13 protein-coding genes are annotated in these 13,224 nt (G+C 61.0%); all 13 read left to right on the top strand.

Annotated elements, in window-relative coordinates:
* Nucleotides 1-66 precede the first annotated feature (66 nt).
* The 13 genes from G4C92_RS01605 (at nt 67) to clpP (ending at nt 13,080) form a co-directional block, all read left to right on the top strand.
* Nucleotides 67-1,494: a L,D-transpeptidase family protein gene (locus G4C92_RS01605; RefSeq protein WP_274940890.1), complete on the top strand. Its 1,428-nt coding sequence runs from the start codon at nt 67-69 to the stop codon at nt 1,492-1,494.
* Between the two features lie 42 nt (nt 1,495-1,536).
* Complete coding sequence (locus G4C92_RS01600) at nt 1,537-2,181, top strand: NUDIX hydrolase (protein ID WP_274940889.1); 645 nt, start codon at nt 1,537-1,539, stop codon at nt 2,179-2,181.
* 124 nt (nt 2,182-2,305) lie between these two features.
* Entirely contained in the window at nt 2,306-3,532 is a 1,227-nt protein-coding gene (tyrS, locus tag G4C92_RS01595; RefSeq protein WP_274940888.1) for a tyrosine--tRNA ligase, read from the top strand.
* Nucleotides 3,533-3,557: 25 nt separating this feature from the next.
* Complete coding sequence (locus G4C92_RS01590; RefSeq protein WP_274940887.1) at nt 3,558-4,754, top strand: pyridoxal phosphate-dependent aminotransferase; 1,197 nt, start codon at nt 3,558-3,560, stop codon at nt 4,752-4,754.
* Entirely contained in the window at nt 4,738-5,805 is a 1,068-nt protein-coding gene (locus G4C92_RS01585; RefSeq protein ID WP_274940886.1) for a pyridoxal phosphate-dependent aminotransferase, read from the top strand. Before G4C92_RS01590 ends, G4C92_RS01585 begins: the two co-directional genes overlap by 17 nt.
* Nucleotides 5,806-5,829: 24 nt before the next feature.
* On the top strand, nt 5,830-6,321 hold the full coding sequence (locus G4C92_RS01580; RefSeq protein ID WP_274940885.1) for a COG2426 family protein: 492 nt from the start codon (nt 5,830-5,832) through the stop codon (nt 6,319-6,321).
* A 39-nt stretch (nt 6,322-6,360) separates the two neighbouring features.
* A complete protein-coding gene (uppS, locus tag G4C92_RS01575) occupies nt 6,361-7,065 on the top strand; it encodes a polyprenyl diphosphate synthase (RefSeq protein ID WP_274940884.1) in 705 nt (234 codons plus the stop codon).
* 30 nt (nt 7,066-7,095) lie between these two features.
* Complete coding sequence (locus tag G4C92_RS01570; protein ID WP_274940883.1) at nt 7,096-8,220, top strand: polyprenyl synthetase family protein; 1,125 nt, start codon at nt 7,096-7,098, stop codon at nt 8,218-8,220.
* A gap of 84 nt (nt 8,221-8,304) precedes the next feature.
* A complete protein-coding gene (dapF, locus tag G4C92_RS01565; protein ID WP_274940882.1) occupies nt 8,305-9,144 on the top strand; it encodes a diaminopimelate epimerase in 840 nt (279 codons plus the stop codon).
* Nucleotides 9,137-10,351 (top strand): LL-diaminopimelate aminotransferase, encoded by a 1,215-nt coding sequence (locus G4C92_RS01560; RefSeq protein WP_274940881.1) that lies wholly within the window; start codon nt 9,137-9,139, stop codon nt 10,349-10,351. Before dapF ends, G4C92_RS01560 begins: the two co-directional genes overlap by 8 nt.
* A 27-nt stretch (nt 10,352-10,378) precedes the next feature.
* Nucleotides 10,379-10,942, top strand: coding sequence for a DJ-1 family glyoxalase III (locus G4C92_RS01555; RefSeq protein ID WP_274940880.1), 564 nt, complete (start codon nt 10,379-10,381; stop codon nt 10,940-10,942).
* Nucleotides 10,943-11,200: 258 nt separating this feature from the next.
* Nucleotides 11,201-12,487: a trigger factor gene (tig, locus tag G4C92_RS01550; protein ID WP_274940879.1), complete on the top strand. Its 1,287-nt coding sequence runs from the start codon at nt 11,201-11,203 to the stop codon at nt 12,485-12,487.
* Nucleotides 12,488-12,489: 2 nt separating this feature from the next.
* Nucleotides 12,490-13,080 carry an ATP-dependent Clp endopeptidase proteolytic subunit ClpP gene (gene clpP / locus G4C92_RS01545; protein WP_274940878.1) on the top strand — a complete coding sequence of 197 codons (591 nt, stop codon included), beginning with the start codon at nt 12,490-12,492 and terminating at the stop codon, nt 13,078-13,080.
* The last annotated feature ends 144 nt before the right edge of the window (nt 13,081-13,224 follow it).

Raw genomic sequence — 13,224 nt, 5'->3', positions numbered from 1 at the left:
GGAACTGGACTTTTATCTATGAGGGGAACTGGAATCAGACAGGGAAAACCGTATAAAAGACCGACAATGGAGGAGCGGAAGGCGCTCGTGAGAAAGCAGAGGATCATACTCGGTTCGCTGGGCCTCCTTCTGCTCTTCTATATAGGAGGGGCGGTTCGCGGCGTGTTCCGTTTCGAGCCGCATTCCTTTGTCAACGGCATTGAGGTGAGCGGAATGTCACTGGGACAGGCAGAGGAAGCCGTGAGCCATGTGGCGGATACCTATGCGCTCACGATCAAGGGGCCGGCGGGCGAGTCGGAGACGCTTGACGGAAGCGGCCTTTCGCTTGCGGTGGCGGATGCTTCCGGTGTGAAGAAGGCGCTGAAGGATCAGCGGGCGCTCGGCTGGCCCGTCGGCCGTTTTTTCCGGAAGGATTATCAGGCGGCGCTTGTGATGAGATACGATGAGAACGCGCTGAACACGAAGATCGATTCGCTCTCGATGCTGGACGCCTCGAAGATGACGGCTCCGACGGACGCGTCTTTAGTGGAGCAGAAGGACGGAACCTGCGCCATCGCCGCCGAACAGCCGGGAACAGAACTGGATGCGGCCGCTGCGAAGCAGAAGATTCATGACGCGGTGGCATCGGGGCAGACCGCGGTGGATGTGACAGACTGCGCGGTGCAGCCGAAGATCCTGAGCACCGATGAGGGACTCAGCAAGCGGATGCAGCAGTGGAACGCGCTGCTCAAGTCGGCCGGACTGACATTCCGCATCGCCGAGCACGATGTGACGCTGGACGGTCCGGCGGTCGCGTCCCTCCTGTCGGACGACGGCTCGATGGTGACGGTGTCCAGGGACAAGGTCACGGCGATGGTGTACGGCTGGAAGGATCAGTACGACACCTACGGGAAGTCCTTCCCGTTCAGGACTTCGGACGGGGAGACGGTGACCATCGATCCGCTGGGCGATTACGGCTATGCACTGAACGACGAGGCGACCGTCGAGGACGTATGCAGCCGGATCGCGAACGGGGACAGCGGGACGTATGACGCGGAGTACTGGAACAAACCGCCTTATGACACCAACAGCGGACTGGGCGGAAACTATGTCGAGATCAGTCTGAAGAAGCAGCATCTCTGGGTATACCGGGACGGCAAGGTCGTGGTGGATACGGACGTGGTGACCGGTCTGCCGGTGCACGGCCGGATTACCTATATGGGGTGTTTCGCGATCAAGAAGAAGATGACGGACGTCTCTCTTGGCAACATCAAGACAGAAGGCTATTCGAGTCCGGTGAACTACTGGGTGCCGTTCAACGGCGGAGAAGGTCTTCACGATGCGCCCTGGCGGGACGCTTTCGGCGGCAGTATCTGGAAGTCGGACGGCTCTCACGGCTGCATCAACTGTCCGGAGGACGTGATGCCGGAGATCTACAAAAATGTGGAGATCGGGGAGGCGGTCGTGATCTACGGCGATCCCTATGACGAGAGCGTCTACACGGGTCAGCAGTAAGGCCGGCGGGACCCGCGTTTTTTGCAGGAGGCATTAGAGGAAATGGGAACGATCAACGACATCATTCAGGTGACGCATAACGATCACCTCAACTATTACGAGCTGCACACAACCAAAAAGACCGGCGAGCCGGGACACTACTATTTCGCTTCGCGGGCGCTGACGACGGACGGACTCGAGCTGAGGAGGAAGAAGTCCCGCTGCGACGGCGTCGCGGTCTTCGTCCTCGTGGGAGAGAAGCGCGACCGGGTGCTGCTGATCCGCCAGTTCCGCTGGCCGATCGGCCAGTACGTCTACGAGTTTCCGGCGGGACTCGTTGAAGAAGGCGAGTCCTACACGGAGGCAGCGGTCCGGGAGGTCTATGAGGAAACCGGCCTCCGTCTGACGCCGGTTCCGGCGGACCCGATGTTCACCCGGCCCTACTATATGACGGACGGCATGACGGACGAGTGCTGCGCGATGGTCTACGGCTACGCCGAGGGCGATGTCCGCGACCAGCATCTGGAGGACTCCGAGGAAATCGAGGTCGTGATGGCCGACCGGGCGGAGGCGCGGCGGATCCTTCGGACGGAACGGATGGCCGGAAACTGTGCGCTCCAGCTGATGCATTTCATATCGGATCCGGAGCCCTTCGGCTTTCTGAAGGGTTCGGAGGCGGACGCGGGACAGGCAGCCGGAAGAGAATGACCGGAATCCGGATTTGACGGAGGAGGGCCGGGGATCCCCGGCCGTTCCGGCGGTGGACAGACAGACCGGGCCGCGCGGGTTTACGCCCCGCAGACGGCCGGACATATTGGGAAGGAGAAGAACCATGCAGATTTATGAAGAGCTGAAGGCGCGCGGCCTGATCGCGCAGGTAACGGACGAGGAGAAGATCCGCGAGCTTGTGAACAACGGGAAGGCGACCTTCTACATCGGCTTCGACCCCACGGCCGACAGCCTTCATGTGGGGCATTTCATGGCGCTCTGCCTGATGAAGCGGCTTCAGATGGCGGGCAACCGTCCCATCGCGCTGCTCGGCGGCGGGACGGGTATGATCGGCGATCCTTCCGGCAAGAACGCGATGCGCCGGATGATGACGAAGGAAGAGATTCAGCACAACATTGACTGCTTCAAGGTTCAGATGAGCCGCTTCATCGACTTTTCCGACGGGAAGGCGCTGATGGTGAACAACGCGGACTGGCTGATGAACCTGAATTATATCGATTTCCTCCGTGAGGTGGGACCGCATTTCACGGTGAACCGCATGCTCACGGCGGAGGCCTACAAGGCCCGCTGGGAGAACGGCCTGACGGTTCTTGAATTCAACTACATGCTGATGCAGGCATATGACTTCTACATGCTCTACACGAAGTACGGCTGCAACATGGAGTTCGGCGGTGACGACCAGTGGTCTAATATGCTGGCCGGCACCGAGCTGGTCCGCCGGAAGCTGGGGAAGGACGTCTACGCGATGACGCAGGTACTCCTCCTCAACTCCGAGGGGCAGAAGATGGGCAAGACCGTAGGCGGCGCCGTCTGGCTGGATCCGAAGAAGACGAGCCCCTACGAGTTCTACCAGTACTGGCGGAACGTGGCCGATGCCGACGTGCTGCGCTGCATCCGGCTCCTCACCTTCCTTCCGCTCGAGCAGGTGGACGAGATGGACCGCTGGGAAGGCAGCCAGCTGAACAGGGCGAAGGAGATACTCGCCTACGAGCTCACGAAGCTGGTCCACGGAGAGGAGGAGGCGGCGAAGGCAGAGGCGGCGGCCAAGGCGCTGTTCGGAGGCGGCCCGGCGGCGGAGATTCCGCAGCTCGTTCTGCATGACGGCGATTTCGAGGACGGCGCCATCGGGATCATTCCGCTGCTGACGAAGGCGGGATTTGCGACGTCAAACGGCGACGCCCGGCGGTCCGTCACGAAGGACGGCAGCGTCCGGGTCAACGGGACGAAGATCACGGATCCGTTTGTCCGTTTCACAAAGGACGAGCTGGCGAAGGAGGAGCACATCCTGAGCAAGGGGAAGAAATCGCACAAGAAGATCGTTGTGGAATAACAGCGGGAAGAGGAGGCGGATCCGCGTGATTTCGAGAAAAATGCAGTCCTATGTGGCGGGCAGCTCGGCGATCCGGGCGATGTTCGAGGAAGGCCGCCGGATGGCGGCGGTCTACGGCCCCGACAAGGTGTATGATTTCAGTCTGGGCAATCCCAACGTGCCGGCGCCGGACGCGGTGCGTGAGGCGATCGTCGGGATCGTGACGCAGGAGGACCCGGTGCTGGTCCACGGCTATATGAACAACTCCGGATACGAGGATGTCCGTGAGAGGCTGGCCGGTGAGCTGAACCGCCGGTACGGAACCGACTACCGGGCGGAGCATCTCATGATGACGGTGGGTGCGGCCGGAGGACTGAACGTGATTCTGAAGACGATCCTCGATCCGGGCGATGAGGTCATCACCGTGACCCCTTACTTCGGCGAGTACCGCAGTTATGTCTCCAATTATGACGGCGTACTGGTGGAGGCCGCTGCGGATCCGGTGACGTTCTTCCCCGACCCGGAGGATCTCGGAAGAAAGCTGAATCCGAGGACGAAGGCGCTGATCCTCAACTCGCCGAACAATCCGACCGGCGTCGTCTATCCCGAGCCGGTGCTCAGAGCGGTGGCGGAGCGGCTGGAGGCGGCGGAGCGAGCATTCGGCCATCCGATCTATCTGATTTCCGACGAGCCGTACCGCGAGATCGTCTACGACGGCGCGCAGGTACCGTGGCTTCCGCTTCTGTACCGGGACACCATTGTCGGCACGTCTTACAGCAAGTCCCTCTCGCTTCCGGGCGAGCGGATCGGATATCTGGTGATTCCGCCTGACCTTGCGGACGCGGAGGAGGTCACCGCCGCCGCGAATGTGGCAGGCCGTATCCTCGGCTTCGTCAACGCGCCTTCCCTGATGCAGCGTGTGGTGGCCCGCTGCTGCGGCGAAAAGGCGGACGTCGCCTTCTACGACCGGAACCGGAAGCTCCTCTGTGACGCGCTGGCAGCGGACGGGTTCACCTTTGTGAAACCGGAAGGCGCCTTCTATCTGTGGATTCAGTCCCCGACGGCGGACGAGCGCACGTTTGTGAAGGACGCGAAGGAGGAGGAACGGATCCTGCTGGTGCAGGGACGGAGCTTCGGCTGTTCGGGATGGGTCCGGCTGGCCTACTGCGTTTCCCACGAGACGGTACAGAACGCCCTTCCCGGGTTTGAAAGGCTGGCGAAGAAATATGAGCTTTCGAGATAATATCAGGCAGGTTGTCCCCTATGTGCCCGGCGAGCAGCCGAAGCAGGCGGATGTGATCAAGCTGAATACGAACGAGAATCCGTATCCGCCTTCCCCGAAGGTGGGCGAGGCGCTCCGCGCGCTGGATCCGGCCGATTTCCGGAAATATCCGGATCCGGCGGCAGGCGGGCTGGTCCACGCGATCGCGGAGCGGTACGGATTAAGAGACAGCGAGGTCTTTGTGGGCGTCGGCTCGGACGATGTGCTCGCGATGTGCTTTCAGACTTTTTTCTGCTCGGAGAAGCCGGTCCTGTTTCCGGACATCACCTACAGCTTCTACGATGTCTGGGCCGATCTTTTCCGGATACCGTACGAGAGGATCCCGCTGGACGGATCCTTCCGGATCGTGCCGGAGGACTATGAAAAACCGAACGGCGGCGTCATTTTCCCGAATCCCAACGCGCCAACCGGCGTGCTGCTCTCTCTGGAAGAGGTGGAGCGGATCGTGGCGTCGAATCCGGACAGTGTCGTCATCGTGGACGAGGCCTACATCGATTTCGGCGGCGAGAGCGCGCTGCCGCTGATCCGCCGCTATCAGAATCTGGTTGTGGTGCAGACGTTCTCGAAATCCCGCAGTATGGCCGGCGTCCGCATCGGCTTCGCGATGGCGGACGAGGAGCTGATCCGCGCGCTGGAGAATGTCAAGTACAGCTTCAACTCCTACACGATCAGCCGGCCGGCACTGGCTGTCGGCACGGCGAGCATAAAGGATGAGGCGTATTTCCGGGACTGCTGCCGCAGGATCTGTGCAACCCGCGACGAAACAGCCCGGGCGATGCGCGCCATGGGCTTTTCGATGACCGATTCCGCGTCCAATTTCCTCTTCGTATCTTATCCGGGTATTCCCGGAGGCGATCTGTTTGCTTATCTCCGGTCAAAGCGGATCTATGTGCGCTGGTGGGACAAGCCGGTGATCCGCGACTATCTGAGGATCACCGTCGGGACCGATGATGAGATGAAGACGCTGCTTGCGGCTCTCGGGGAATATCTGAAAAACCGCGGCGCCGTCTGAGCACCGGGAAGGAGTACAATAAAGATGGATTCGATTGTCCAGTGGTATCAGCAGGGCCCGGCCCGCTATATTTCAAAGCAGGTGTTCGTCATGCTGGTTTCCATGCTCCCGCTGATCGAGCTCCGGGGCGGCATTGTGGTCGCCCGGCTTCTGAAGCTTTCGCTCGGCCAGGCGCTGATTTTTTCGCTGATCGGCAACATCATTCCGATCCCCTTTATCCTGCTTTTCATCAACCGGATCTTCGACTGGCTTCGTCCGACGAAGCATCTGGGAGGTTTTGTGAGAAAGATGGAAGCGAGAGCGATGAGTAAGAGCGAGAGCGTCTCCCGGGCCGAGTTCTGGGGCCTTGTGGGATTTGTCGGGATTCCGCTTCCGGGAACGGGGGGCTGGACCGGCGCGCTGATCGCCTCGCTTCTCAAGATCGACGTAAAGAAGGCTTCGGCGGCGATTCTTCTCGGCATCGCCATCGCGGCCACGATTATGAGTCTGATCTCCTACGGCGTGTTTCATATGTGACCTGCGCCGTGGCCGGATATCGGGAAAGGAGGATCCTTTATGCCGGAAAACAATGTGCGCCATCTGGGCGTGATCATGGACGGCAACCGGAGATGGGCGAGGGCGCATATGCTCGCTTCGGTGATGCGCGGCCACGAGAAGGGCATCGATGTCTTCGTGGATCTCTGCCAGTGGTGCGAGAACGCGGGCATTCCTTATCTGACCGTATACGCCTTCTCCACCGAGAACTGGAAACGCTCGCAGCAGGAGGTCACCGACCTGTTCAGGCTGATGAGAACCTTTTTTACGGAGCGGATTCATATCTGCCTCGAGAAGGATGTGCAGGTTGTGGTCATCGGCAACCTCTCGGGACTCAGCGAGGAGGATCGGCGCGTGATCCGCGACGCGGAGGCGCTGACCCGGAACTGCAGGACGCTGTACCTTCAGATCGCGCTCAGCTACGGCGGCCGGGACGAGATCCTGCGGGCGGCCCGCGGCATCGCGGAGGAGGTGAAGGCAGGCCGTCTTTCTCCGGAGGAGATCACGGAGGAATGCTTTGAGGAGCATCTTGACACCCGCGGCGTGCCGGACATGGATCTGGTGATCCGGACCGGCGGCGAGCAGCGTCTGTCCAATTTCTTTCCGTGGCAGACGACCTACGCCGATCTCTGGTTCACCGACGTGCTCTGGCCGGACTTCAGTGAGGCGCTGCTCGGCGAGGCGCTGGCATGGTACCGCGGCATCAAGGTCAACAAGGGTACCTGAGGAAGCAGTCCGGAAAGGAGATGCGGCGGAATGAAAGAGGACCGGAATCTGAACGCGTTTCTCGCTTACTACAGGGAAGAGAAGGGAAAGCTGGCGGCGGCGCAGCGCCTTTACAACCGGGAGCTGAGGAAGGACCCGAACCGGCTTCTCCGCACGTTCACGTCGGATCTGGCGGATCTCGACGAGGGAGGCAAACTGCTGAGAGGCGTGCTGGTGAAGCTGGGCTACCGGGCCGCGGGCGGACCGAGGCCGGAGGAGGCGGACGATCTCGCGCTGGCCTTCGAGATTTTCCAGACCGCGGTGCTGGTGCATGACGACATCATCGACAATGCGGAGACGCGCCGGGGCAAGACCACGATCCACCGGCGGTACGAGCAGCGGCTGGATGTGCGCGGCATCTCCGCCTGCGCGGGCGGAGAACCTGTCAGCCATGTGGCGCGCTCGGCGGCTCTCTGCGCGGGCGATCTCGGACTCTACGCCGCGAACCGGAAACTCGCGGAATCGTACCGGAATCATCCGAAGCTGGGAGAACTGCTGCTGTATTTCGATGAAGTCGTCATCAATACGATCCGGGGCGAGCTGCTGGACGTGGTGCTGCCCTATGAACTTGAGGACGCCATCTACAGCGAGGAGGAGAAGGCGAAGCTGCTGGAGAAGTCGGTGGGAGACATTTACCGGCTGAAGACCGCATGGTATTCCGTGGTCGGGCCGCTTCACCTCGGGATGATGCTGGCGGGCGCGGAGGAGTCCGATCTGAAGGCGATGGACCGGTTCGGAAGCGACGTGGGCGTCGCGTTCCAGATCATGGACGACATTCTGGGAATCTACGCGGACGCGGAGACGCTGGGGAAAGACATAGGATCCGATATCTCCGAGTTCAAGCAGACGATCCTTTATCTTTATGTCCGGACGCGCTGCCCGGAACGGATGGAGGAGCTTCTCCGCTACTATGGCAGGAAGCCGGTGTCCGAGGAGGAACTGGAGGCCGTGAGGACGATTTTCCGCGAGAGCGGCGCGCTCGATTACGCCCGTGACACGATGAACGCCTGCTTTGCCAGGGCGGAACGGCGCCTTTCGCGCATGGCGTTTCTTGATGCGGACGACCGGGCTGTTTTCCGGGGACTGTGCGCCTACATGAGAGGCCGGAGAAAATAGGAGCGCAGGTACGGACGGCCCGGTGGATGCGGTGCCCGGAACAGCTGCGAAAGGCGGACAGCCCGGAGGGAAGAGGTGAGACAGATGCATTTTACAAAGATGCAGGGCATCGGCAATGATTACATCTATGTGGACGGCTCGAAGGAGCGTCTGAAGGATCCGGCCGCACTTGCGAGAAAGCTGAGTGACCGGCACTTCGGCATCGGCTCGGACGGCCTGATCCTGATCAATCCGTCCGACAGGGCGGATTTCGAGATGGAGATGTATAATCTTGACGGGAGCCGCGGCCGGATGTGCGGAAACGGCATCCGGTGCGTGGGGAAATATGTCTACGATCACGGAATGACAGACCGGACGGAGATCACGGTGGATACGCTCGCCGGCGTGAAGACACTGACGCTCTACCCGGGAGAGGACGGACGGATCAGCCGGGTGCGCGTGGATATGGGGGAACCGCTGCTTATGCCGGCGCAGATCCCGGCGGATTTTGAGGGAGAACGCGTGGTCGACGCGCCGTTCGAAGCGGCCGGCCGGAGGTGGAACATAACCCTTGTCTCCATGGGCAATCCCCACTGCGTGGTGTTTCCGGATGAGAATGCGGACGGGATGGACCTCACGGCGGTGGGACCGGCTTTTGAGCATGCTCAGGTGTTCCCGGAGGGAATCAATACCGAATTCGTGAATGTGACGGACCGTACGCATCTTAAGATGCGGGTCTGGGAGCGGGGCTCCGGCGAGACGCTGGCCTGCGGCACCGGCGCCTGCGCGGCATGCGTCGCGGCCGTGCTCAGAGGTGTCGCGGAACGGAAGGTGGAGATGGCGCTCAGAGGGGGCCGGCTGACCGTCGAGTGGAGTGAAACGGACGGCCATGTCTGGATGACAGGACCGGCGGAGGAAGTATTTGAAGGAGAGATCAATGTATAAGGTAAATGAGAACTATCTGAAGCTGCCGGGCAGCTACCTGTTTTCCACGATCGCGAGGAAGATCGCCGCATACACGGAGAAGCATCCGGACGAGACCGTGATCCGTCTCGGCATCGGCGACGTGACGCAGCCGCTGGGCGAGCCGGTGATCCGAGCGCTCCACAAGGCGGTGGACGAGATGGCGGACCCGGCCACATTCCGGGGCTACGCGCCGGATCTGGGATACTCATTCCTGCGTGAGGCGATCGCGGACGGCGATTTCAGGGCGCGGGGCTGCGATATCCGGCCCGACGAGATCTTCGTCTCGGACGGCGCGAAATGCGACTCCGGCAACATTCAGGAGCTGTTTTCGGACGACGCGAGGATCGCGGTCTGCGATCCGGTCTATCCGGTCTACGTGGATTCCAACGTGATGGCCGGCCGCACCGGCACATACGATCCGGAAACCGGGTACTGGAGCGATGTGATCTATATGCCCTGCACCGAGGCGAACGGCTTCGTCGCCGATCTCCCGAAGGAGCGGCCGGATCTGATCTATCTCTGCTTCCCCAACAACCCGACCGGCGCGGCGGTCACGAAGGAGCAGCTTCAGAGGTGGGTGGACTACGCCAATCGGGAAGGCTGCGTGATCATCTATGACGCGGCCTATGAGGCCTACATCTCGGATCCGGATCTCCCGCATTCCATCTATGAGTGCGACGGGGCGCGGACCTGCGCCATCGAGATCCGGAGCTTCTCGAAGAACGCGGGCTTCACCGGCCTCCGTCTGGGTTACACGGTGGTTCCGAAGGATCTGAAGAAGGGAGACGCCTCCCTTCATGATATGTGGGCGCGCCGCCACGGGACGAAGTACAACGGAGCGCCGTACATCGTCCAGCGGGCCGGAGAGGCCTGCTATACGGAGGAGGGCAGGGCCTCGATCCGCGGGCTCGTCGGGTATTATATGGAAAATGCACGCCTCATCCGGGACGGTCTGGCCGGAATGGGCTATACGGTGTACGGAGCCGTCAATTCCCCGTATATCTGGCTCAAGACGCCGGATCAGATGAGCTCCTGGGAATTCTTTGATTATCTGCTTGAGCGGGCGCATGTGGTCGGAACGCCGGGCAGCGGCTTCGGTCCTCACGGAGAGGGCTTCTTCCGGCTCACCGCGTTCGGAACCCATGAGAACTCGAAGGCGGCGCTGGAGCGGATCGCGAAGCTCTGATCCGGATCAGACAGAAAGGAGAAAAGCATGAAATCAGTCCTTGTATTTCTGGCGGACGGCTTTGAAGAGGTGGAAGCGCTGACTGTGGTGGATCTGCTCCGCCGGGCGGACTTCGATGTGAAGACGGTCTCCATCAGCGATTCGCTGACCGTGCGCGGGCGGAGCCGCATCGAGGTCAGCGCGGATCAGATGTGGGACGAGGCGGAGACGGACCGGGCCGATATGCTCGTGCTTCCGGGCGGCATGCCCGGCACCACGTATCTGATGAACCATGAGGGACTCCGGGCCGCGCTTCAGAAGGCGGCGAAGGAGAAGCGTTATACCGCGGCCATCTGCGCCGCACCCACCGTGCTGGCGGACCTCGGTCTTCTGGACGGCAGGAAGGCGACCTGCTATCCGGGGCTCGAGAGCAGGCTGAAGGAGCACGGCGCAAGCGTGACGGTGGACAAGGAGGTCGTGAAGGACGGGCACGTGATCACCTCAAGAGGAGCCGGGACCGCGGTTCCGTTCGCCCTGAAGCTGATCGACGCGCTGGCGGACAGCGAGGCGGCGGAGAGCGTACGGCGCGGGATCGTCTACAGGATGAGCTGACGCCTGAAAAAAAGATAGCCATGCATCAGAGGCTGTGCTATACTTAATTACTGACTGTCGATGTCTGTCACCTGCTGACCGCCATTCGGAGGGACTTAAGACCCGGCTCTCCCGTCCGGGACGGGAGGCGGAGAGGAGCGGCGGCGGACAGGCCGTTTCCGCGTGAAGGAGACGGGGCGGGACAGGACAAGACCCGCCCGTCCGCGCAAGCAGGGACAGCGCATATAAAGAAAGCAGAAAGCGAGTGCAGGAGGAAGAATGAGCGCACAGGTTGAGAAGCTGGAACACAATATGGTCAAGCTGACGGTCGAGGTTCCGGCAGAGGATTTCACGAAGGCGATGACACGCGCCTACAACAGAAACAAGAAGAAGATATCCGTTCCGGGCTTTCGCAAGGGTCACGCGCCCCAGCAGCTGATCGAGAAGCTGTACGGCCCGTCGGTTTTCTATGAGGATGCGATCAACGACTGCATCAACGGCACCTACGGCGCAGCCGCGGAGGAGACAGGGCTGGAGTTCGTCTCCCGTCCGGAGTTCGATGTGGAGCAGGTGGAGAAGGGCAAGAGCCTGATCTACACCTCTACTGTCGCTGTCCGCCCGGAGGTGAAGCTCGGCGAGTACAAGGGAATCGAGGTCAAGAAGCAGGATCTGACCGTCACCGATGAGGAAGTCGACGAGGAGATCCGCAAGGAGCAGGACAAGAACGCCCGTCTTGTGGAAGTGACGGACCGTGCGGTTGAGAACGGCGACACAGTGACGCTTGACTACAAGGGCACGATCGACGGCGTCGCGTTCGCGGGCGGCACGGCGGAGAATCAGGAGCTGGTGATCGGTTCCGGCAGCTTCATCCCCGGCTTCGAGGAGCAGCTGGTCGGCGTGAACGCCGGAGAGTCGAAGGACGTGAACGTGACGTTCCCGGCCGAGTATCACGCGACGGATCTCGCCGGAAAGGACGCGGTCTTCGCGTGTACCGTCCACAAGATCCAGAAGAAGGAGATGCCGGAGCTCAATGACGAGTTCGCGCAGGATGTCTCCGAGTTCGACACCTTTGACGAATACAAAAAGTCTGTCCGCGAGACCGTTGAGAAGAGAAAGGCCGATCAGGCGAAGACCGCGAAGGAGAACGAGGCGGTGGACAAGCTGATCGAGTCCTCCGAGATGGATATTCCGGAGGCAATGGTCAACTCCGAGGTGATCTCGATGTATCAGAACTACGCCCAGAGACTGGCCAGCCAGGGCATTCCCATCGATATGTACCTCAAGTACACCGGTTCCACAGAGGAACAGATGAAGGAGCAGATGAAGCCGCAGGCTCTGAAGCAGATCCAGACCCGTCTGGTCCTCGAGCAGGTCGCGAAGGACGCTGATATCCAGGTTTCCGACGAGCGGCTTGATGAGGAGATCGAGAAGATCGCGAAGCAGTACAAGATGGAGACGGATAAGCTGAAAGCGGCGATGGGAGACGGCGAGAAGGAACAGATGAAGAAGGACATCGCCGTTCAGGAGGCGATCTCGCTGATCGCTGAGAACGCCAGGGAGGTCTGAATTTGATCAGCAACGCACTGATCCCCTATGTCATCGAGCAGACCGCGCAGGGGGAGCGCAGCTATGATATCTACTCGAGACTTCTGAAGGAGCGGATCATCTTTCTCGATTCGGAGGTGACGGACGCTTCGGCCAGCGTGATTGTGGCCCAGCTGCTGTTCCTCGAGTCGGAGGATCCGTCCAAGGATATCAGCCTTTACATCAATTCGCCGGGCGGATCCGTGACGGCGGGGATGGCGATCTACGATACCATGCAGTACATCAAGTGCGACGTCTCGACGATCTGCGTCGGTATGGCCGCCAGCATGGGCGCGTTCCTGCTGGCCGGCGGAGCGAAGGGCAAGCGTCAGGCGCTTCCCAACGCGGAGATCATGATTCATCAGCCTTCCGGCGGAACGCAGGGCAAGGCATCCGACATGCTGATCGATGCGGAGCATATCCGCAAGACCAGACAGAAGATGAATGAGCTTCTTGCCGCCAACACCGGACGGTCGGTGGAAGAGGTGGCCCGGGATACAGACCGGGATCACTGGCTGACGGCGGACGAGGCAGTTGCCTACGGTCTGATCGACAGCGTGGTCGCGAACCGGTAAGCACGGCGGGGAATCCATTTCCTCACCGCGCTGGAAGGATGATCCTACGCGGAAATTCAGGTTTTATAAATGGTAAGCGGGAAGGCTGTCGCAGTCGGAATCTGTCCGGACCCGCCTCGTGTGGCTTTCGGCAACGGGGCGGCC

This window comes from Chordicoccus furentiruminis, from assembly GCF_019355395.1.
GTDB classification, from domain to species: domain Bacteria; phylum Bacillota; class Clostridia; order Lachnospirales; family Lachnospiraceae; genus Chordicoccus; species Chordicoccus furentiruminis.
Note: the sequence above shows the minus strand (reverse complement) of the source record. Positions and strands in the feature narration are given on the sequence as shown.